At 36.6% G+C, this 20,714-nt stretch carries 22 protein-coding genes and 1 other RNA gene; 13 read left to right on the top strand and 10 right to left on the bottom strand.

The features are described 5' to 3' along the window. Window positions 1–122: 122 nt before the first annotated feature. Genes FIT61_RS02625 through rfbB form a run of 5 tightly spaced genes read right to left on the bottom strand, consistent with a single transcriptional unit; the run spans window position 123 to window position 4,363 of the window. Window positions 123–716, bottom strand: a complete 594-nt coding sequence (locus FIT61_RS02625; RefSeq protein ID WP_139883047.1) for a hypothetical protein — start codon at window positions 714–716, stop codon at window positions 123–125. Between the two features lie 22 nt (window positions 717–738). Continuing rightward, window positions 739–1,851 (bottom strand): hypothetical protein, encoded by a 1,113-nt coding sequence (locus FIT61_RS02620; protein WP_139883045.1) that lies wholly within the window; start codon window positions 1,849–1,851, stop codon window positions 739–741. 13 nt (window positions 1,852–1,864) lie between these two features. Further along, window positions 1,865–2,413, bottom strand: a complete 549-nt coding sequence (gene rfbC, locus FIT61_RS02615) for a dTDP-4-dehydrorhamnose 3,5-epimerase (RefSeq protein ID WP_139883044.1) — start codon at window positions 2,411–2,413, stop codon at window positions 1,865–1,867. A gap of 10 nt (window positions 2,414–2,423) precedes the next feature. Further along, window positions 2,424–3,308 (bottom strand): dTDP-4-dehydrorhamnose reductase, encoded by an 885-nt coding sequence (gene rfbD, locus FIT61_RS02610; protein WP_139883042.1) that lies wholly within the window; start codon window positions 3,306–3,308, stop codon window positions 2,424–2,426. After that, window positions 3,305–4,363 carry a dTDP-glucose 4,6-dehydratase gene (gene rfbB / locus FIT61_RS02605; protein ID WP_139883040.1) on the bottom strand — a complete coding sequence of 353 codons (1,059 nt, stop codon included), beginning with the start codon at window positions 4,361–4,363 and terminating at the stop codon, window positions 3,305–3,307. The genes rfbD and rfbB overlap by 4 nt, the downstream gene beginning before the upstream one ends. Before the next feature lie 285 nt (window positions 4,364–4,648). Here rfbB and FIT61_RS02600 point away from each other — a divergent pair, with 285 nt between their 5' ends. The 5 genes from FIT61_RS02600 to FIT61_RS02580 all read left to right on the top strand — a co-directional run bounded on the left by FIT61_RS02600 (window position 4,649) and on the right by FIT61_RS02580 (window position 8,033). Beyond that, window positions 4,649–5,485, top strand: coding sequence for a hypothetical protein (locus tag FIT61_RS02600; RefSeq protein ID WP_139883039.1), 837 nt, complete (start codon window positions 4,649–4,651; stop codon window positions 5,483–5,485). Window positions 5,486–5,657: 172 nt separating this feature from the next. After that, a complete protein-coding gene (locus FIT61_RS02595; protein WP_187351824.1) occupies window positions 5,658–6,149 on the top strand; it encodes a helix-turn-helix transcriptional regulator in 492 nt (163 codons plus the stop codon). Then, entirely contained in the window at window positions 6,136–6,792 is a 657-nt protein-coding gene (locus FIT61_RS02590) for a nucleotidyl transferase AbiEii/AbiGii toxin family protein (protein ID WP_139883035.1), read from the top strand. The genes FIT61_RS02595 and FIT61_RS02590 overlap by 14 nt, the downstream gene beginning before the upstream one ends. 125 nt (window positions 6,793–6,917) lie before the next feature. After that, window positions 6,918–7,139 (top strand): helix-turn-helix domain-containing protein, encoded by a 222-nt coding sequence (locus FIT61_RS02585; RefSeq protein WP_139883033.1) that lies wholly within the window; start codon window positions 6,918–6,920, stop codon window positions 7,137–7,139. A gap of 348 nt (window positions 7,140–7,487) precedes the next feature. After that, window positions 7,488–8,033 carry a Sak single strand annealing protein gene (locus FIT61_RS02580; RefSeq protein ID WP_139883031.1) on the top strand — a complete coding sequence of 182 codons (546 nt, stop codon included), beginning with the start codon at window positions 7,488–7,490 and terminating at the stop codon, window positions 8,031–8,033. Between the two features lie 106 nt (window positions 8,034–8,139). Here the strand turns inward: FIT61_RS02580 and FIT61_RS02575 are convergent, their stop codons facing one another. Beyond that, a complete protein-coding gene (locus FIT61_RS02575; RefSeq protein ID WP_222845048.1) occupies window positions 8,140–9,333 on the bottom strand; it encodes an O-antigen ligase family protein in 1,194 nt (397 codons plus the stop codon). 9 nt (window positions 9,334–9,342) lie between these two features. After that, window positions 9,343–10,116 carry a glycosyltransferase family 25 protein gene (locus FIT61_RS02570; protein WP_139883027.1) on the bottom strand — a complete coding sequence of 258 codons (774 nt, stop codon included), beginning with the start codon at window positions 10,114–10,116 and terminating at the stop codon, window positions 9,343–9,345. A 279-nt stretch (window positions 10,117–10,395) separates the two neighbouring features. Between FIT61_RS02570 and FIT61_RS02565 the strand changes: the two genes are divergently transcribed. After that, complete coding sequence (locus FIT61_RS02565; RefSeq protein ID WP_139883025.1) at window positions 10,396–11,157, top strand: outer membrane protein; 762 nt, start codon at window positions 10,396–10,398, stop codon at window positions 11,155–11,157. A gap of 110 nt (window positions 11,158–11,267) precedes the next feature. Here the strand turns inward: FIT61_RS02565 and ssrA are convergent. Beyond that, window positions 11,268–11,630, bottom strand: a transfer-messenger RNA (tmRNA) gene (gene ssrA / locus FIT61_RS02560). 19 nt (window positions 11,631–11,649) lie between these two features. Further along, entirely contained in the window at window positions 11,650–12,102 is a 453-nt protein-coding gene (gene smpB / locus FIT61_RS02555) for an SsrA-binding protein SmpB (protein WP_139881591.1), read from the bottom strand. Window positions 12,103–12,156: 54 nt separating this feature from the next. On the opposite strand from smpB, the gene FIT61_RS02550 reads away from it, so the two are divergent. The 7 genes from FIT61_RS02550 to FIT61_RS02520 all read left to right on the top strand — a co-directional run bounded on the left by FIT61_RS02550 (window position 12,157) and on the right by FIT61_RS02520 (window position 18,806). Continuing rightward, window positions 12,157–12,591 carry a type II toxin-antitoxin system RatA family toxin gene (locus FIT61_RS02550; protein WP_139883023.1) on the top strand — a complete coding sequence of 145 codons (435 nt, stop codon included), beginning with the start codon at window positions 12,157–12,159 and terminating at the stop codon, window positions 12,589–12,591. Window positions 12,592–12,612: 21 nt separating this feature from the next. Then, the gene (locus tag FIT61_RS02545) at window positions 12,613–12,924 is read left to right on the top strand and encodes an RnfH family protein (RefSeq protein ID WP_139883021.1); all 312 of its coding nucleotides are present in this window, start codon (window positions 12,613–12,615) and stop codon (window positions 12,922–12,924) included. Window positions 12,925–12,992: 68 nt separating this feature from the next. Further along, a complete protein-coding gene (gene guaB / locus FIT61_RS02540) occupies window positions 12,993–14,453 on the top strand; it encodes an IMP dehydrogenase (protein ID WP_139883019.1) in 1,461 nt (486 codons plus the stop codon). A 51-nt stretch (window positions 14,454–14,504) separates the two neighbouring features. Next, entirely contained in the window at window positions 14,505–16,064 is a 1,560-nt protein-coding gene (guaA, locus tag FIT61_RS02535) for a glutamine-hydrolyzing GMP synthase (RefSeq protein WP_139883017.1), read from the top strand. A gap of 3 nt (window positions 16,065–16,067) precedes the next feature. Continuing rightward, complete coding sequence (locus tag FIT61_RS02530; RefSeq protein WP_139883015.1) at window positions 16,068–16,565, top strand: GreA/GreB family elongation factor; 498 nt, start codon at window positions 16,068–16,070, stop codon at window positions 16,563–16,565. Window positions 16,566–16,585: 20 nt separating this feature from the next. Beyond that, window positions 16,586–17,191 (top strand): nitroreductase family protein, encoded by a 606-nt coding sequence (locus tag FIT61_RS02525; protein ID WP_139883013.1) that lies wholly within the window; start codon window positions 16,586–16,588, stop codon window positions 17,189–17,191. A 22-nt stretch (window positions 17,192–17,213) separates the two neighbouring features. Next, a complete protein-coding gene (locus FIT61_RS02520) occupies window positions 17,214–18,806 on the top strand; it encodes an ABC-F family ATPase (RefSeq protein WP_139873269.1) in 1,593 nt (530 codons plus the stop codon). Window positions 18,807–18,809: 3 nt separating this feature from the next. Here FIT61_RS02520 and typA read toward each other — a convergent pair whose 3' ends face one another. Beyond that, a complete protein-coding gene (gene typA, locus FIT61_RS02515; RefSeq protein WP_139873268.1) occupies window positions 18,810–20,618 on the bottom strand; it encodes a translational GTPase TypA in 1,809 nt (602 codons plus the stop codon). Window positions 20,619–20,714: the final 96 nt, after the last annotated feature.

Here is a 20,714-nt window from a genome sequence, read left to right as displayed (position 1 = left end):
TTTTTGAACATTTAATCCTCCTATAAAATAAATGTCAACAAAAAAATACAAAAATAAAAATAAAAAAACCTTTTGGAGAAGAAAGAAATTAGGGCGAAGGACAAACGATTGAGAACAAATAATTAGTTAGATTTAAAATTACCTATAAAGAAAAAGTACAATAAAAAAGAAAGTAGTGTCATTGAAGAAGTAAATAAAAAAATTGCAAATTGGGTTTTAAAATAGGAGGTAGAATTGCTAATAAGGACTTCTGAGATGATTGATGGAGGAATGGATGCACAATTAGAGCAGAGTAAAGACGATTGAGATTTTAAATTATCTAAAAATTTTTGCGTCTCAAGCTCAAGTTTTTGTTTTATTAAAAGCTTATTATTACCTTGCAATTCCATAAGAATAAGTGTGTCAGATGAAGAATATTTTGATAATTTAATTTCATCGCTAGCCGTATCATTCCTCGAGCTAAGATAATTAAACTTAAGCACCTCAGAATCTATATCAAAAAAATTTATTTTTTTTTGAATTTTATTAACATTATCAAAATAAATAGAATACCCGGTAAATAATAAGACTTCTCCTTTGAAACTTTTAAATACATAATTATTTAAAAAAAACGAAGTACAAAAAAACGTTAAAAGATTTAACAAAATAAAAAAGAGACTATATCTTTTTATTAATAGAATAATACGTAGAATCGAAATTTTTCTGAGTGTACCCATAGAAAACCTTAAATAAAAAAATTCAAAATCTAGTTTTGTTAAAGTTAAATGCGTTGGAAATTAAAGCGGCAAAAAAAATTTGCCCAAATATACTGTAAATTATACCGTAATGAGTCGAAGCAATTATAGCTAAAATTAAATATTTTCTATTTTGATCATAACATATCCAAATAAGGTAAAAGTTAAAAAAAATAAAAAAAATCCCAAATAATTTAATGCCCGATAAATTAGCAAAATCTCCACCAATACTTTTGGCGCTAAAATTACCTAAATCTTGACCAAATAGAAGGTCTACCCAGCTTTCGTATCTAAAGTAATTCAAAAATAAATCTTTTTTTATAATAAAATTTGTATACAAATAATCCAAATCAATCCTATTATTTAAATGGTGACTAAATAAAAAATAAATTAAGAAAAAAATTAATAAAAAAATTAAACTCGTTCGAAAATTAGAAAATAATTTTAAGGTAATTAGCACTAGTAAAATAATAAAGGCAGTTAATGAAAAGGTCATAATTAAACAAAAAATTGCTAATAATAAAGTAAGAACATTCTTTTTTTTAATTAAATTAATAGCTTTATCTAGAAATATAAAAATGAATAATAATGCAATACAAGAAGATGAAGTTGAATTTAATCCTGGGCCTAAAGCCCGAAAACCATCTTCGCCAAACTTAGTTTTTCCCAAAAAATTAACATTATTTTGATCGTAAAAAGAAAAATAGTATGGATCAATATTATTTGAGATAGAAAAATATTCATATATAACAAAAATCGTGAAAATAAATATATAACTATTCGTGAGCTTTGCATTTTTATTTAAATAAAAAAAACTACAAGTTAATAATATTCCGTAAAAGTAGCGCATTGCGCTTATAGTCAAATCTATTGATGCTTGTCTTAGCAACATTGAAATAATTGCTATAGAAATAAAGGCTAGTCCTGAGATAAATTTTGCTTTAGAAAATTTTACATTTAAATTAGTTAGCAAATTAATTATCAATAATGGATAAAAAATTTTGTTCAAACCCAATACTGAATTAAAACTAAGTATAAACAACTTAAAACTAAGTATAAACAACTTAAAATTAAGTAATTGGTTTCGCATAGCCGCCGAATTAATATTTTTTAACATTGATTTTTGAAGTTTACTTAAAAAATTCTGAAAAGATGAAAGGTTTGTTACTAGCATCTTTTGCTGATAATATGGGGTGTTTTTCAATTGGCCATAAAATATTGAGGTGTGGATCGTTCCAAATAATACCCCTTTCAAGATCACTACTATAAAATTTGTTTGTTTTATATTGAAAGATAGCACTCTTAGATAAAGTCAAAAAACCATGAGCAAAACCCTCAGGTATGTATAGTTGTTTTTTATTTTTTTCTGATAGCACTACTGAAACATGCTTACCAAAAGTTGGTGAGGATTTTCTAATATCTATCGCTACATCAAAAACCTCTCCTTCAACTACACTTACTAATTTACTCTGAGCGAGTGGGGGAATTTGATAATGAAGTCCTCGCAAAGTTCCTAGCGACGATTCAGATTGATTTTCCTGTACAAAATTTATTTTTCTCCCAAATGCAAGATCATATTTTTTTTTATTATAGCTTTCAAAAAAAAATCCTCGATTATCTGAAAAAATCTCCGGTTCAAAACAAAGAACATCAGGAATATTTAAAGAATATATTTTCATAATAAAAAATTTAATTAAGCAGTATTTTTAATATTCTTTTAACTTCTATCTTCCAATGTGGAAATTCTAGCATAAATGTTTTTTTAATTTTTGTACTATCTAGGCAGGAATTAATTGGTCGCTTGACTAATGCAGAATATTCCTGACTTAAAATTGATTTGATATCTCCTGATATCAATTTAGGATTTAGCCCTAAACGTATTGCTTCATCATTTACAAAACACGCATATTCATACCAGTTAGTCTCGCCTTCAAGGGCGACATGGTATGTCCCAAAATCCTCAAAACCAGCTTTATTTAAAATAGTTTCTATAATTTTATAAGTGACATCAGCTAATACGTTAGCTGAAGTTGGTATACCTTTTTGATCGCTTACAATATTTAGAGTGGTTTTTTCTTGAATAAATTTTAAGATCGTTTTTAAAAAATTTTGTCCACGGCTACTGAACACCCAGCCCGTTCTTAAAATAATATGTTTTTTGTGATTTCGAACCGCTTCTTCGCCCTCCCATTTTGTTTTCCCATAAACGGATTGGGGGTTAGTTTGATCAGTTTCGACATAGGGTTCATTTTTTAAACCGTCAAATACATAATCTGTTGAAAAATGAATCATAGGAATATTAAGTTGGGATGCTTTTTCTGCTAAAACCTTAGGAGCTTCTGTGTTTACTTTACGAGCCAATTCAATTTCTGTCTCTGCCTTATCAACGTCTGTATAAGCTGCAGCATTAATAATAATATCGGGTTTAATTTTTTCAATAAATGCTCTGATTGCATCAGAATTTTCTAAATTAAGTTCATTGCGATCGGTCGCAATAACCTCCCCTACTGACACTAATTTTTTATGTAATGCGAAACCAACCTGACCGTCTTTGCCTGTGAGTAAGATTTTCATGGGTACTGTTTTTGAATCCAATCTTGATATTCACCCGTCACAACATGGTCCATCCAGGCTGCATTTTCCAAATACCATAGAACTGTTTTACGAAGTCCCATTTCAAAAGTTTCTTGAGCCCTCCAATTCAGTTCGCTTTCTAATTTCGAAGCGTCAATTGCATATCTTTTATCGTGACCGAATCTATCTTTAACGAAAGTGATTTGATCAGCATAACTTTTGCCATTTGATTTTGGTTTTAACGCATCTAACATCGTGCATAAAGCTTCAACGACTTCTAAATTTGTTTTTTCATTCCGTCCACCAACGTTATAAGTTTCACCAATATGCCCTTGCTTTAAAACTTCACGAATAGCGGCGCTATGATCTTTCACATAAAGCCAATCGCGAACCTGTTGACCATCGCCATAAATAGGTAAAGGTTTGCCCTGTAAAGCATTCAAAATACATAAAGGGATCAATTTTTCCGGGAATTGGTATGGGCCATAATTATTGGCAGAATTTACTGTAAGGACTGGCAACTTATAAGTCTGAAACCACGCACGGACTAAATGATCACTCGCGGCTTTGCTCGCACTGTATGGGCTATTAGGTTTATAAGGATCTTTTTCGTTTGATGGGGGATCAGTTAAATCAAGTGATCCATAAACTTCATCTGAGGATATATGTAAAAAACGAAAATCTTGTTTTAAATTTTGATCTAAATTATTCCAATAGCTTCTTGCTGATTCAAGCAAATTATAGGTACCCACAATATTAGTCTCAATAAAATCTTTTGATTCATGAATTGATCGATCCACATGGCTTTCAGCTGCAAAGTTGACAATCGCTCTCACCTGGTATTTTTTTAGGAGGCTTGATACTAAATTACGATCTCCAATATTGCCCTGCACAAAATGATGATGAAGATTGTTATCCAAAGAAGATAAGTTTTGGAGATTTCCTGCATAGGTTAATAAATCTAAAGAAATCACATCCTCAGTTAATTGACTAAACCAATCCAAAACAAAATTTGAGCCAATAAAACCTGCAGCGCCTGTAACGAGAATAGTCATTGCGTAATTTTATCATTACGACCAAGGTTTAAGCTTTTAAGGCCTTTTAATGAAAGATTTTTTATGGGGATGTTTTAACTAAGACTCTATAAATTCGTAAATTTTTCTAAAAAAAAATTAAAAATAAATTTCATTTGCGACGCCTAAGAAATATAAGCTATTCCGCCTTTTTAGATTAAGGATCTGTAAAGTGTAACTTGACATATGTGATTGATTTACTTGAAATTTTTAATATTATCCCCATATTAAAAATTCCATTAATTATTCAAGAAAGAAGTGTTAAAAATGGCAACAGAAGCACAGATTAAAGCTAACCAAGAAAACGCTAAAAAATCCACCGGCCCTGCAACATCTGAGGGCAAACAAAGATCAAGCATGAATGCGATGACACATGGCATTTTTGCTAACATCCCTATTCTGCCGGGGGAAAACGAAATAGATCTTAATGAATTAAAAGCGCAAATTATTCAAGCATTAAAGCCTACAGATGCGATTGAGTTGGGATTTGTAGAACGCATTATCCAGTCAAGATTTCGTCAAATCAGACTTCGGGAAGCAGAAGCTGCAAAACTTAAGATTTCCATGATGCCTGAAGTATTGGCGGAGTCGATTACCCATATCTTAAAGCACTCAACATTTAAGAATTATATTGCTGAAGATCTTTCAACGCAGACAGCTTATACCTATAAATTCTATCAAGTGGCTCTTGAAGAAATTGATAAAAGCGGATATCAGACTTATGCCATTTCAATCGAGACAGTGAAAGAAAAAATGCCTAATACTTTGCATTTTCTCGAGGCAAGAATTAAAAATCATGCCACTATGAGATGGGATGAATTCATCAAAAACCCAGCTATCATTAGTAAAGTCATTGGTGAAACAAGGCGAGATATATCTGGCTTTATTGAATCTAATAAAAATAGTTATGTAGCGCGCAGCATTGCGAACGATATGAAGATTATTCACCGTATTCCACAAGGTCAAGATATGGCCATCTTTAGTAAATATCAAATACAACTCGATACAGATATTGATCGCGCCATGAAAGGACTCTATGAATATCGTAATAACAAGGCAAAACTTATCGAGGGTGAGGTCATTGAAGATTTGACTGCGCATTAAAAAATACTTTTTTTAATGCAAAAATGGGCAGTCTTATGATTATATTTTTATAAAAAAATGTAAAATTTAATTTAAATTAATATAATTAAATCAATATATTATGTATGTAATATGCAATATATTGTGTAAAGTATACTTTACATTTATAAATAGGATTGTTATACTCCACTTTATGAATATGGTCGATATTGGACGCACAGTAAAAGAAAAGAGAGGTTTATTAAACTTGTCTCAAGCTAAGCTTGCATCCTTATCTCAAGTATCCAGAATCACCATTAATGCTTTAGAAAATGCCCAATTAAAAGAAATAGGTGTGACTAAACTTTTATCCATTATGAAATCACTTGATATGACATTCGACTTTAAACATAATAGTGAGCCCCATAAAGTTTTAATTCAAATGACGAATAGTGCAAACGTGAGCTATAAAGATTTACTCACGCCTACTGTTTTTAAAAATGCATTAGTCAAGGCAGCCATGCCAAAAAAATATATTGGCAATATGATGTATTTCTTTGATGAAGCGCCAGAAAGTATGGTGAATAAAACCATTCAAGCTGTTGCAACATTAAAGAAGATGGAACCTCTCACTATTAAAAATAATGCTAAAAAAATAGCGCAAGAAATTAAATCACCAAGATCTATGTGGTATGACAATAAGTAAATTACATTTTCCGGAAGGTGCTTGGCAAAGCTTATTTGACAGAGCCATGAGTATCTTGGATGAACTTGCTGCTCGAGGTAACGCCATTCCAACATGGTCATTGGGTGGTGGAACAGTATTGATGTTCTATTACGAGCATCGAAAGAGTAAAGATATTGATATTTTTATTCCTGATCCACAACTGATTAATTATTTAAAACCTGATCGCAATGATTTCGTAGAGGGTTTAATCAGTAAGCATTACGACAATAACGATTCGATTAAACTTCAATTTAAAGAAGGTGATATTGATTTTGTTGCAACAAGCCCTTTAACAAAAAAACCTTACACCATAGAAAATATAAGGGATCGAGAAATTAAGGTTGAAACACCTGTGGAAATTGTAGCTAAAAAAATGTTTTATCGCGGCTCAACAGCACTTGCCCGAGATTTATTTGATTTGGCTTTGGTAATTGAGCATGAAGAAAGTACACTAAGTAAGTATGGCGACATTATTAATAAACATGCAGATGTTTTTCTAGATCAATGCCAAACACGATCAATACTTAGAGATCAATTTGATGATATTGATAAAATCAGATTTGATAAATCTTATGACGACTGCCTTCAAATTGTTACAAAGTTTCTACGAAGCTTAAAATAAAAAATATTAAAGGCTTTTCTCTCCCTTTTTTAAAGTTATCGATAAACTTTAAATTCAAGCTTCAGCTGCTGATCCATTTAAATAAAGCTATAATTCAAGCATTAATTTATCTACTGGATTAAGCATTGAAAACAACTGCAGAACGCGTCGAGTACATGATGAAAACACTCAAAATAAATGAACAAACTGAGTTTGGTAAGTTATGTGGTGCATCTAAAAATGTTGTCTATCAATGGCTATCCGGAAGAATTAAAAGTATTGATGCCCGATATGCTTTCAAAATTGAAGACAACACCGAATTCTCGGCGCGCTGGATTATGCTTGGCGAGGGTAAAATCAAAAAATAGTACTCATCAGTTTCTTTGAAGTGAATTTTTAAGCCACTTTTTTAGTGGCTTTTTTATTTCTTAAAATAAATCTGCTATTTTTAAAATAGATGTAGACTTCTTCACTTTTATGGTGTACAGTTCTTCACTATAGATTAAAATTAACTCCTAAAAAAATTATGAAAATTAAACCATCAACATGGATAACCATTAGATATAAAGAGAACTTATTCGATATCAGGCTTTCACTTCAAACTTATGAAATCGAAGAAATTAGATCTGTGGATAGCGAAATTAATATCACCTCCCTTATAAGATCCGAGGTTAAAAGAGAAATTCAAAAAATCATTACTAATAAAGGAACTCATCATGCACTATAAAGAGTTAAGACAAATTAATGTCAGCCAGCACATTGAAAAGAAAAACGGACTCTCCTATCTTTCGTGGTCGTGGGCACTCGATCAATTACTGCAACTCGATAATGATGCAACATGGGAATACTTAGAACCTAAAAAGTTTGGTGAAAGCTTGATGGTATTTTGTAAGGTGACTGCCTTTGGCAAATCGAGAACCGCCCAACTCCCTGTGATGGATTTTAGGAACCGCGCGATATTGAATCCCAATGCCTATGAGGTTAATACTGCCATGCAAAGATGTTTAGCCAAGGCCATATCACTTCATGGTATCGGTCTTTATATCTATGCAGGTGAAGATCTTCCTATAGCAGATCAAGATGTGGTGACAGACAATCCATTGATGCTCGTAGCTCAGGAAGTCATGAATCAAATTAAATCAGGCAATATTAAATCAGCACATCAACGATGCGAGGGTTTAAATCAGAAAGATAAATTAGGTGTGTGGTCTTTATTAAACGCAAAAACAAAACAAGCACTTAAGCAATATTTAGAAGCATAAAACTATCTTTACCCTTTGCGTACTCTAGAAAACTGTCAAGGTTAATAGCGTCTATTGCATCATTTTTTGATAAGTGAATCTCAATTTAAGCTTATATTGCGACGCCTTAATGCTTTATTTTATTTGACTCACTGGCCAACATAATACCTAACCAAATATAAATAAAGCGCCCTTCTGTGAAGGTTGAAAAATGCGAACTAAATAGGCTTGTTGCACACCAAGCCATAAGAACGCCTACGCCTAGATGAAAATACATCTTAGATGATTTTTGGAATAAAGATGACGCAAGCATACTTAAAAATACAATCAACCCAAGCATACCCATCTCTGCCCAAATCTTTAAGAATTGATTATGCGGGTCATGCATTATATTTTTTTCCCAGTCGGGATTATCTTTAATTTTTTGACTATAAGCCTCTTCAAAACCACCCGTTCCAAAACCTAACAAGGGACGATCCTGAATCAGCTCGATCGTATGTTTCCATAACACCATGCGCATCCCCATAGAGCTTGATTCGATATTTGTAGGATCCACATGCTGCATTTCTTTGACACCTAACTCTATTCGGTCCTGAACGAGGGGTGAGGTTAATAAAAGAGTAGATGACAATAAAAAAACTACACTTAACACTTTATAAAGCTTCGCACGAAATAATAGATAACCCAAATAAACTGTCACCACCATAAAAGCTAAGTATCCACTTCTGCCTGGCGTCATATAAACGAGAACACCAAGGATTGGCAACATAGAACCCAAAAACCATGCACTTCGAATAGGCAGCATATGTTTCTTGAATAATAAAAATACGCTCATCAAAAAAAGCGTAACGGAAAATATCATGCCCTGGGTCGCATGGTTGCGAATTAATACGCCAGGCACTTGTGCACGAATATTTAACTCCAGTAGGTAAAAAAGAATACAAGATAGGCTGACTATCACCACAAATGTCATGAGACTAAAAGCAAATTTATTTTTCCATAAGGCATCGTTAAATAAAACAAGTCCCAAGGGTAAAAGTAAAATTTTCCTCCAGCCCCATAAGGACTCTAGCGTCTCTTTTAAAGGTGCAACACTATAGAAACAGTCTATGGACAAAAGCAATATAAATAGCGCTGATGCTAAAAGTAATGGCTGATTTTTAAAACTCCAAAAACGCGCTCTTAAATCTCGATTAAATATAAAGAGTCCGAATAAGATAATTTCAAGGACATTCGTAAAAAAGGGAGAGAATAGAATCGTGATGCTTAAGGAAATCATCATCCATCTTGCTAGATCCACAACATTAAAATTAAGTCGCATATGCATGAACTATGATTTCTTTCGTAAGTAATATTTAAGTTTAACTATAAAACTTCGTAATTTGCGTCTTTGTATCTTATTCCAATGATATCTTAGTATATTAAAAAACTTGGAGTGCTTTAACCTGTGCTGATCCAATTTGGTAATAAACTTTCCGGTAACGCTCCCTTGCTCTACTAACGGTTTTTTTGACCAATAGTGTCTTGTCTTATTGTCTTGGTCAATTTTTACAATCAAATGGTCGGCAGGTAAATTAATTTTGTGGTTTTTAAGCCATTGAATACGTTTTTTTATGCTTGGCAGATCTACGATATAGCCCTCTGCTGTGGCTAATGGGAGTTCCACCAAAGGGCCTTGTGTTAAAAAAAAATGCTCAGGCACTTTTGTATCCCCTCCACCTAAAAAAATAAGAAAATCTTGGGGTAAAGTTTTCATTGCTTGCATAATCTTTTCTAATTTCCCATGAAAATTCTTATCCAAAATGACGTCGTCCTCAAAAATTAGAATATGTTTATGATGATGTTTTAGTGCATCTTTCCAAGCTTGGATATGCTTTAAAACCAGCGATTTTTGTGCCATCGTGAGTTGAGATTCACCAAAAACTTTTAGCTCAGATTTTGATAATTGAGGAATGTCGTAATCAAAGATAAAAACAAACGGAATGCCATAACTACTCATTTGGTCTTTAATATGAGTAATACGATCTTTAAACGATTTCACACTTAAAACATAAACTTGATCTATATCCGGATGAAGTAAGCGCTGCTTATATATTTTTTGCATAATTTTTAAAAAAATAATTGGTGAAGCCGCACAAAATGGGATAGTTTTATTTTCCCGAATTTAATCAATATGTTGTGGGTTTTGCAAACCCCTCTTACCCACAAAACTACCCACAAAAAACTTTATGGTGAGTATTGATATCCTGCCCAGATGTTAGGAGTATTTTAGCAGGATTGGTTAAGGGGAGGATTTTTTCGGGTTAAATGCTACAAATTCCTGGACGGGATTAGGATATTAATTTAAGCTCATAAAAATTAAATATCTATATTAAGATTCGACATGAAAAAATTACTCGTTTTACTTTCGCTGCTCACACTATCCCAACCCTCTTTCTCAGAAGATAAATTTCTTGGTCCTTATATGGGTGCTGGAATTTCTTATGGACAGGGAGTTAAAACTGGAGATAATATTTGGCACGCAGCTATTGCGGACAATGCTTTTGATGTCTATAAAAATATTCCATATCAATATGATGTTAAGGCAGAAGGTTTGTCTTTAGGAATTACCGCGGGCTATAACTTTAAATTTAAAGATCAAATTATTTATGGGTTAGAGCTAGAGCATAATCAAAGTAATAATGTAAGAGATCAATCCAATCTTACCTTACCTCAAAACGCGAACGTCAATGGTGCTTGTGAAATGGATTCAACAGCAAAACAAAATTTAAAAGCATTTGATTCTCTTAAAATGCGCGTTGGTTTTCTTCCAAAGGAAAATATTAATATTTATGCTTCATTGGGTCCAGCAATAGGAAAAGTAAAAACAAATATATTACATAAATGGGATGGCACAGTTGGTGGTTGTGGCGGACCAGCAGAGGCTAATGATAGTTCAACTGAATTTGGATATGCAGCCTCTCTTGGAGCGGAATATTTACTTAATAATCATTTAGCCCTAAAAGCTGAATATACAAGATTAGATTTGGGGGATAGCAAGTTGAATATGTATAGAGCAGCTGACACAAGCTCTCAAGTAGCAGATTATAAATTTAAAAATGAATATGATTTTGTGAAATTTGGCATTAATTATTATTTTAAATAATTAAGCATTTAAATTTATTAAGCCACTCATCGTAGTGGCTTTTTTATTGCCTGCTACTTTTGTGGGTATAAATAACCACCTCTCGGTGGCTTCTTACTCTAACTAAGGTGTGGTGGAGCTGGGGGGAATCGAACCCCCGTCCGTAAGCACTCTACAGAAAGTTCTACATGTTTAGCTATCGTTGTTTTTGTTTAACGGTTCAATCACCAACGAGCAAGCAATTTCGCCGCGAGTCACCTTAGTTTAATTATTAGTTAAGTGACCCAACCAATAACGAGTCTCTCTTTATGACGCTGCTGTGGTTGCCCACCCGACCGAGAGACACTTCGGTGCAGCGTCCAGCTGGATTAAGCAGCTAGAGCGTAAGTTTCGTCGTTTGCGACTATACTTGTTTCTAGATGGATTTACGAGGTAACTAGGCCTCGACATGCCCTCACCTGCTTTGCAACCCACGTCGAAACCGGGTCAGCCCCAAAGCAAGTCGTCATTATACTACTTCTTGTTAGCCGCCCGCATGATTCTTGCCTTATCCCGCTCCCAATCACGCTCTTTTTCTGCATTTCGTTTGTCGTATTGTTTTTTACCCTTGGCTAAACCGATTTCGATTTTGATGCGCCCACCTTTAAAGTGCATATCAATAGGTACTAAGGTATAACCTGAACGCTCAACTTTACCAATGAGCTTTGCGATTTCTTCGTTATGCAGAAGAAGTTTTCGGGTGCGGATCGCATCAGGACGAATGTGTGTTGAAGCTGCACCCATGGGTGTTATATGGCAGCCAATAAGATAAATTTCACCTCGCTGGATAATGACATAGGCTTCCTTGATGTTGGTACGATTGTCTCGAATGGCTTTCACTTCCCATCCTTCTAATACGATACCCGCTTCATATTTTTCTTCGATGAAGTAGTCGTGGAAGGCTTTTTTGTTTTGAACAATACTCATGGAAACTAACTAATCCTTTAAAATGTGTATTTTACGCTAATTCGAATTTCGCCCATGGCAGATGTCAAAAAAAATGTAATTGTGAATCACTCTGATGAGAGGATGTTTAACCTGGTCGATCGCATTGAAGACTATCCGCTATTTTTACCTTGGTGCGGCGGCACAAAAGTATTAGAACGAAATAGTGAAATTACGAAAGCTTCTATCCATATTAAATATAGCGGGGTGAATCAAAGCTTTACCACTCAAAATACTAAACATTACCCAAATCGTATTGATTTAAAATTGATCGATGGGCCTTTTAAAGTATTGGAAGGTTATTGGATTTTTACGAAAATCAATGAAGAAGCATGCAGTATTGAATTTCATTTGCATTACGAGTTTTCAAATTTTATTTTAGATAAATTAATTTCACCCATATTCAGTCAAATTGCCAATACGTTTGTGGATGGTTTTGTGTCCCAAGCTGATAAAATATATACAACATAACTGAAAGAAAAAAGTAGCTTTATGCCCAACGAAATTTTGATTGAAGTTGCTTACGCGCTGCCAAAAAAACAACTCATTATCCCTGTGAAAGTTAAGCAAGGCATCACTGCGGAAGAGGCCATTAAACTTTCAGGTATTACAAAAAAATTTCCAGAAATTGATTTGAGTGTGAATCAAATCGGTATCTTTGGAAAATTGACACAACTTGATCATGTGATGCGTGAGCGTGATCGCATTGAGATCTATCGCCCCCTGATTGCCGACCCTAAAGAGATTCGACGCCAACGTGCCCTTGAGGGTAAAGTCATGAAAAAAGGTGGGGATAGCGCATAAAAGCTCGCATTTCTTAGCTATAACGAGACTTTTTCTGTATAATTTCGTTTTGCGCAAAGGATCAAAAGATGCGTTTAATACAACAAGCACTCACTTTCGATGATGTGCTCCTCGTGCCAGCTCATTCTACAGTATTGCCTCGTGAAGTTAATTTAACGACGCAACTCACAAAAAAAATTAAACTTCATATTCCGATTGTCTCCGCTGCGATGGATACCGTCACAGAATCAAGGTTAGCCATTGCGCTCGCGCAAGAAGGAGGTCTTGGCATCATTCATAAAAATATGACACCCGAAGAACAAGCTTATCAAGTCTCACGTGTGAAACGTTTTGAATCGGGTGTGGTGAATGATCCCATTACCATTGAACCGAATATGTCGGTTCGCGATGTCATGCAACTCACGCAACTTCATAAAATTTCAGGTTTACCTGTGATAGATCAAGGCAAGATTGTCGGTATTGTGACTAACCGAGATTTACGTTTTGAAACCAATCTCGATCAGCCTATTAAAAATATCATGACACCACGTGATCGATTGGTCACAGTCAAAGAAGGTGAATCGAAAGAAGAAGTGATTCGTTTACTTCACCATCATCGTTTAGAGCGTGTGTTAGTGATTGATAAAAATGATGCGTTAAAAGGCCTCATCACGGTCAAAGATATTCAAAAATCATCGGACCATCCTTTTGCTTGTAAAGACGATAAAGGTCGACTTTGTGCAGGGGCTGCGGTAGGTGTCGGTGAAGGTACTGAAGCGCGCGTCGAATTATTAGCACACGCGGGTGTGGATGTGATTGTGGTGGATACAGCGCACGGTCATGCGCAAGGTGTATTAGATCGCGTCACTTGGGTTAAAAAACATTTTCCACATATTGAAGTGATTGGTGGCAATATTGCGACCGCTGATGCCGCTAAAGCGTTAGTTGATGCAGGGGCAGATGGTGTGAAAGTCGGTATCGGTCCAGGCTCTATTTGTACCACACGTATTGTGGCAGGCGTCGGCATTCCTCAAATATCCGCGATCAGTAATGTGGCTGAAGCATTAACCAAACTGAATATTCCATTCATTGGTGATGGTGGTATCAGATTCTCAGGCGACGTTGCCAAAGCGATTGCAGCAGGTGCCCATTCTGTGATGTTAGGTTCGATGTTCGCAGGCACTGAAGAAGCGCCGGGTGAAGTTGAACTCTTCCAAGGTAGATCTTATAAATCTTATCGTGGGATGGGTTCGATTGGTGCGATGCAAAAAGGCTCATCCGATCGTTACTTCCAAGACTCTGAAAACAATGCAGATAAATTAGTCCCTGAAGGTATTGAAGGACGTGTCCCTTATAAAGGCAGTGTCATTAATGTCATCCACCAATTGATGGGGGGGCTTCGAGCTTCCATGGGTTATGTGGGGGCGAGAACCATTGATGAAATGCGAACAAAAGCTAACTTTGTTCAAATCACAAGTGCAGGCATGCGTGAATCACATGTGCATGATGTGCAAATCACCAAAGAAGCACCGAATTACCGTGTGGATTAATTTAAAAGTAAAAAATGACAAGCCTCTCTTTCGGGAGGCTTTTTAAATCCTATGGATAAAATTCTGATTCTTGATTTTGGTTCACAATACACACAACTCATCGCGCGTCGAGTGCGTGAAATGCATGTGTATTCAGAATTGCATTCACATGATATGAGTGAAGAGGATATCAAAGTCTTTAATCCGAAAGGTATTATTTTGTCAGGGGGTCCTAATTCAGTGTATGAATCCGATACACCGATCGCCCCGCCGATTGTTTTTGATCTTGGCATTCCAGTCTTAGGGATTTGTTATGGTATGCAAACCATGGCAGCGCAACTGGGTGGTAAAGTTGAAAATGCACATTCGCGTGAATTTGGTTACGCTGAAATTAGAGCACATAATCACTCACCGCTTCTTAACAATATTCAAGATAAAACAAATCCAGAAGGTCACGGGCTTCTTGATGTATGGATGAGTCATGGCGACAAAGTGACAGCATTACCACCTGAATTTAAAGTGATTGCAAGTAATGCTTCCACACCTATCGCTGGCATGATGCATGAAACAAAAAATTTTTATGGTGTGCAATTTCATCCGGAAGTCACCCATACCAAACAAGGCTTTAACATGCTCAAACAATTTGTAAATCACATTTGTGCATGTCAACCGAGTTGGACCATGCCTAATTACATTGAAACAGCGATCAAACATATTCGAGAGACAGTCAAAGATGATGAAGTGATATTGGGCTTATCAGGTGGTGTGGATTCATCGGTTGCCGCAGCCCTCATTCATCTCGCGATTGGAAACAAACTCACCTGTGTGTTTGTGGATAATGGCCTTCTTCGCTTAGATGAAGCGACACAAGTTATGAAAACGTTTCATGACAATTTAGGTGTGAAGGTTGTTCATGTGGATGCCTCAGATAAATTTTTGAGTGATTTAAAAGGTGTGACGGATCCCGAACAAAAACGAAAAATTATTGGTCGTGAATTCGTGGAAGTATTTCAACAGGAAGCTAAAAAAATTCCAAAAGCCAAATGGTTAGCACAAGGTACCATTTATCCTGATGTCATTGAATCAGCATCCGCTAAAACTAAAAAAGCACATACGATTAAAAGCCATCACAATGTCGGCGGCTTACCAGAAACGCTTAACTTAAAACTTTTAGAACCTTTACGTGAACTCTTTAAAGATGAGGTGCGTGAATTGGGTGTGGCATTAGGTCTTCCTCATGCCATGGTATATCGTCACCCCTTCCCTGGTCCTGGTTTAGGTGTGCGCATCTTAGGGGAAGTCAGATCAGAATTTGCAGATCTACTTCGACGTGCGGATGCTATTTTTATAGAAGAACTTATTCATTCAGGTTGGTATGAAAAAACTTCACAAGCGTTTACTGTCTTTTTACCTGTGAAATCTGTAGGTGTGATGGGCGATGGCAGAACCTATGAATATGTCGTGGCATTAAGAGCCGTTGTCACCTCAGATTTTATGACGGCACACTGGGCAGAGTTGCCCTATGATTTATTAGGCAAAGTATCCAATCGTATAATCAATGAAGTGCGTGGCATTAATCGTGTGGTATATGACGTCTCAGGCAAACCACCTGCCACCATTGAATGGGAATAATTGATGAGTCGCGCATTTGTTAAAGAAAATGATTTAGAACACGCAGGTATTGATATTCCTGAGAGACCCTTAAGTGATGAACCTAACTATGTCACGCCCAATGGTCTCAAATTACTTAATGCACAAATGGATGCACTTGAAACTGAGCGTGAAGCATTAAAGAATAAAAAAGACGATCCTATCGCTAAACAAAAAATTGCCATCGTAGAACGAGATATGCGTTATTATGCAGCGCGGATTGAATCAGCCATTCTCACGGCCCCTAAAGAAGAAGACCATTCGATAGTATTGTTTGGTGCCATTGTGACTGTAGAAGATGAAGAAGGACAATTGAGTACTTATGAAATCGTGGGTGAAGATGAAGCAGACATTCATAAAGGTAAGGTAAGTTACTTGTCCCCTCTTGCTGAGGCACTCATCGGTGCAAAATTGAATGATGAAGTGACCTGGGAAAAACCCATGGGTGATACCCATCTCACGATACAAAAAATAGAATATTAATTTTTAAGAAAGTAAAGCGCATGCAAGTTAAAGAAGCCGTTCAACAAAGAAGATCCATTAAGCATTTCGATACCAATCACGTAATGACTGAAAAAGAAATCCATGAACTTCTCTCTCACGCCATTTTATCGCCTACGGCTTTTAATATTCAAAACTGGCGATTTGTTATCGTCACGGATAAAGCATTACGTCAAAAAATTAGAGCTGTGAGCTGGGGCCAAGCGCAAGTGGAGGAAGCGTCACTTCTCATTGTATTGGTTGCAGATCTTATGGCTTGGCATAAAAATCCTTCTCGTTATTGGAAAGATGCGCCCAAGCCTGTGCAAGATTATTTAGTGCCTGCGATTTCTCAATATTATGATGGCAAACCTGAAGTGCAACGCGATGAAGCCATGCGCTCTTGCGGTATGGCGGCGATGAATTTAATGCTGACAGCTAAATCAATGGGTTATGATACCTGCCCTATGGACGGCTTTGATTTTGACAAGGTGAGTTCATTATTAAACTTACCATCCGATCACATGCCTGCGATGTTTGTATGTGTAGGTAAAGGGATTAAAGAGGCTATGCCAAGAGGTGGGCAACTTCCACTTGATCAAGTTGTGATACAAAACCAATTTAAATAAAAATTTTTAAGGATCTTTAAGCGTGCTTATTAGTAATAACATCACCATTCAGTTTGGTGCAAAACCACTTTTTGAAAACGTATCCGTTAAATTTGGTGATGGTAATCGCTACGGTTTAATCGGTGCTAACGGTTGTGGTAAATCCACTTTCATGAAAATCCTTGCAGGTGTTTTAGAGCCCACTTCAGGTAATGTCTCACTCGATAAAAATGAACGCATGTCCTGGCTTAAACAAGATCAATTTGCTTATGAAGAAGAACGTGTCTTAGATGTGGTCATGATGGGTCATGAAGAAATGTGGAAAGCTAATGCTGATAAGAACGCGATCTACATGAATCCAGATGCGACTGAAGAAGATTATATGAAAGCCGCTGAACTAGAAGGTGTCTATGCTGAATTTGATGGCTACACTGCAGAAGCAAGAGCTGGTGAATTATTGATTGGTGTAGGTATTCCGATTGAGCAACATCAAGGCCCTATGAGTCAGATTGCGCCGGGTTTTAAATTACGTGTGTTATTAGCGCAAGCGATTTTTTCGAACCCAGATATCTTATTGCTGGATGAACCTACCAATAACTTAGATATTCATACGATTCAATGGCTCGAAGATACATTGAATAATCGTAACTCGACGATGATTATTATTTCTCATGATCGACACTTCTTAAATCAAGTGTGCACACACATGGCCGATATGGATTATGGAAAACTCACGGTCTATCCAGGTAATTATGATAATTACATGGAAGCCTCCACCATGGCACGTCAACAAAAATTAAAAGACAATGAAAAAGCCAAAGAACAAATTGCAGAACTTCAAGAGTTTGTGCGACGCTTTTCAGCAAACGCTTCAAAAGCAAGACAAGCCACAAGTCGTGCTAAACAAATCGATAAAATTAAGGTGGAAGAATTTGTTCCCTCAAGTCGTCAATACCCTTTCATTCGTTTTGATTATGACGATAAAGATAAGCTCCATCGTCAAGCAGTCGAAATTAAAAATTTAAGTCACGGTTTTGATCACACATTATTTAATAATTTTAATTTACTTGTCGAAGCGGGCGAACGTATTGCTGTCATTGGTGAAAACGGTATTGGTAAAACCACTTTCTTAAGATGTTTAGCAGGCGACCTCACATCTAATCATGGTGAAATTAAGTGGGCTGAAAAAGCTAAAATTGGTTACTTTGCGCAAGATCATGCGATTGATTTTGAAAAAGATGTCACCCTCTTTGATTGGATGAAAGACTGCGCACAATCGGGTGAAGACGATCAAGCCATTCGAAGCATTTTGGGTAGGCTTTTATTTTCAGGTGAAGACACTAAAAAATCAGTGAAGGTTCTATCAGGGGGAGAACAAGGGCGCATGCTCTTTGGTAAACTCATGCTCGCAAAATCGAATGTGCTTCTGATGGACGAACCAACCAATCACATGGACATGGAATCCATTGAGTCGCTGAATACTGCCCTTGATAAATATAAAGGTACTTTATTTTTCGTGAGTCACGACCGTGAATTTGTGAGTTCGATTGCAACACGTATTATTGAAATTAAAGCAGATCGTATTATCGACTTCTCTGGTAATTACGAAGATTATTTACTGACGCAAACGACTTAAAAATTATTCTTTAGATGCGCGTTTTCTTTCGTGCTCGAGTAAGTAACGCTTACGAATGCGAATGGATTTGGGCGTAATTTCGACCAACTCATCATCTTCGATAAATTCAACAGCAGATTCAAGTGTCAATTGCACGGGTGGCACTAATCGGACTGCTTCATCGGTACCTGAAGCTCTGACGTTAGTGAGTTGCTTTCCTTTAATGGGATTCACCACCAAATCGTTATCTCTCGAGTGAATACCAATCACCATACCTTCATATAATTTATCACCTGGGCTTGAATACATACGGCCACGATCTTGAAGTTTCCATAACGCGTAAGCGACAGCTTCACCTTGCTCAGCTGAGATCAAGACACCGTTACGACGTCCTGGCATATCTGCTTTCACAGGGGCATATTCATCAAAGACGTGTGCCATTAAACCTGTACCTTTTGTCATCGTCATGAATTCACCTTGGAAACCAATAAGCCCACGTGCTGGAATTTTATATTCTAGACGTGTACGGCCATTACCATCGGATTCCATGTTTTGTACTTCACCGCGACGGCGTCCTAATTCTTCCATGACAGCGCCTTGTGTGTCATCTTCTAAGTCCACTGTTAAGACTTCATAAGGCTCACACTTTTGACCATCAATTTCACGATAGACCACACGTGGTTTACCGACGGCCATTTCAAAACCTTCACGACGCATATTTTCTAATAGAATCGTTAAGTGTAATTCGCCGCGACCTGAGACACGGAATACGTCTGCATCTTGAGTGTCTTCCACACGTAAGGCGACATTCACTAATAATTCTTTTGTTAAGCGATCCCTAATTTGTCGGCTGGTCACAAACTTACCTTCAGTACCAGCGAGTGGTGAGGTGTTGACCATAAAGTCCATAGTCAATGTCGGTTCATCGACCGCCATAATAGGGAGACCCACTGGATTATTAGGGTCGGCAATAGTGACCCCAATACCAATTTCCTCAATACCTGAAATAATGACAATATCCCCTGCTTCAGCTTCTTCAACTGGAATTCTTTCCAGTCCTTTAAAGCCTAATACTTGATTGATACGGCCTTGAGACACTTGTTTATCGCCATGCATCACGACCACTGATTGACCTGATTTGATGACACCGTTTTTGACTTTACCTACACCTAAGCGACCCGTATAGGTTGAATAATCGAGTGCTGAAATTTGAAGTTGTAATGGGTTATCGCGACTACCTTCTGGCGGACTCACGTGTTTTAACACGGTCTCAAATAAAGGCTTCATCGTGTCTGATGTTTGTTCCAAATCGAGTGTTGCAAAACCGTTTAATGCAGACGCATAAACAATCGGAAAATCTAACTGCTCATCGGTTGCACCTAAGTTCGCAAATAAATCGAATGTATGGTTAATCACCCAATCAGGACGCGCACCTGGACGGTCTACTTTATTAATGACCACAATCGGTTTTAAACCAAGCGCTAATGCTTTCTTCGTCACAAAACGTGTTTGCGGCATCGGACCTTCCACTGCATCCACAAGTAACACCACACCATCCACCATACCTAATACACGTTCTACTTCGCCACCGAAGTCCGCATGTCCAGGGGTATCCACAATATTGATGTGTGTGCCTTCAAAATTAACGGCTGTATTTTTAGCTAGAATCGTGATACCACGTTCTTTTTCAATATCGTTGGAATCCATCACACGCTCAGTGACCGCTTGATGTTGTGCGAAGGTACCTGATTGTTGAAGAAGTTTATCGACGAGGGTTGTTTTGCCATGGTCCACGTGGGCGATGATGGCGATGTTTCTTAAATTGCGTGACATAAAAAGCTTACCAAAATTGAATGGAGGCCGAATTCTAGCATATTATGAGTAAAATAAGCTTTGATATTCATGGATTTATCTATATACTGCGCACTC

Source organism: Candidatus Methylopumilus rimovensis (genome assembly GCF_006364615.1).
GTDB lineage: Bacteria > Pseudomonadota > Gammaproteobacteria > Burkholderiales > Methylophilaceae > Methylopumilus > Methylopumilus rimovensis.
Note: the sequence above shows the minus strand (reverse complement) of the source record. Positions and strands in the feature narration are given on the sequence as shown.

Coding starts and splice junctions, on each gene's coding strand:
- FIT61_RS02625 (WP_139883047.1), bottom strand. CDS start 716: ATGGGTACACTCAGAAAAATTTCGATTCTACGTATTATTCTATTAATA.
- FIT61_RS02620 (WP_139883045.1), bottom strand. CDS start 1,851: ATGTTAAAAAATATTAATTCGGCGGCTATGCGAAACCAATTACTTAAT.
- rfbC (WP_139883044.1), bottom strand. CDS start 2,413: ATGAAAATATATTCTTTAAATATTCCTGATGTTCTTTGTTTTGAACCG.
- rfbD (WP_139883042.1), bottom strand. CDS start 3,308: ATGAAAATCTTACTCACAGGCAAAGACGGTCAGGTTGGTTTCGCATTA.
- rfbB (WP_139883040.1), bottom strand. CDS start 4,363: ATGACTATTCTCGTTACAGGCGCTGCAGGTTTTATTGGCTCAAATTTT.
- FIT61_RS02600 (WP_139883039.1), top strand. CDS start 4,649: ATGGCAACAGAAGCACAGATTAAAGCTAACCAAGAAAACGCTAAAAAA.
- FIT61_RS02595 (WP_187351824.1), top strand. CDS start 5,658: ATGAATATGGTCGATATTGGACGCACAGTAAAAGAAAAGAGAGGTTTA.
- FIT61_RS02590 (WP_139883035.1), top strand. CDS start 6,136: ATGACAATAAGTAAATTACATTTTCCGGAAGGTGCTTGGCAAAGCTTA.
- FIT61_RS02580 (WP_139883031.1), top strand. CDS start 7,488: ATGCACTATAAAGAGTTAAGACAAATTAATGTCAGCCAGCACATTGAA.
- FIT61_RS02575 (WP_222845048.1), bottom strand. CDS start 9,333: ATGCGACTTAATTTTAATGTTGTGGATCTAGCAAGATGGATGATGATT.
- FIT61_RS02570 (WP_139883027.1), bottom strand. CDS start 10,116: ATGCAAAAAATATATAAGCAGCGCTTACTTCATCCGGATATAGATCAA.
- FIT61_RS02565 (WP_139883025.1), top strand. CDS start 10,396: ATGAAAAAATTACTCGTTTTACTTTCGCTGCTCACACTATCCCAACCC.
- smpB (WP_139881591.1), bottom strand. CDS start 12,102: ATGAGTATTGTTCAAAACAAAAAAGCCTTCCACGACTACTTCATCGAA.
- FIT61_RS02550 (WP_139883023.1), top strand. CDS start 12,157: ATGGCAGATGTCAAAAAAAATGTAATTGTGAATCACTCTGATGAGAGG.
- FIT61_RS02545 (WP_139883021.1), top strand. CDS start 12,613: ATGCCCAACGAAATTTTGATTGAAGTTGCTTACGCGCTGCCAAAAAAA.
- guaB (WP_139883019.1), top strand. CDS start 12,993: ATGCGTTTAATACAACAAGCACTCACTTTCGATGATGTGCTCCTCGTG.
- guaA (WP_139883017.1), top strand. CDS start 14,505: ATGGATAAAATTCTGATTCTTGATTTTGGTTCACAATACACACAACTC.
- FIT61_RS02530 (WP_139883015.1), top strand. CDS start 16,068: ATGAGTCGCGCATTTGTTAAAGAAAATGATTTAGAACACGCAGGTATT.
- FIT61_RS02525 (WP_139883013.1), top strand. CDS start 16,586: ATGCAAGTTAAAGAAGCCGTTCAACAAAGAAGATCCATTAAGCATTTC.
- typA (WP_139873268.1), bottom strand. CDS start 20,618: ATGTCACGCAATTTAAGAAACATCGCCATCATCGCCCACGTGGACCAT.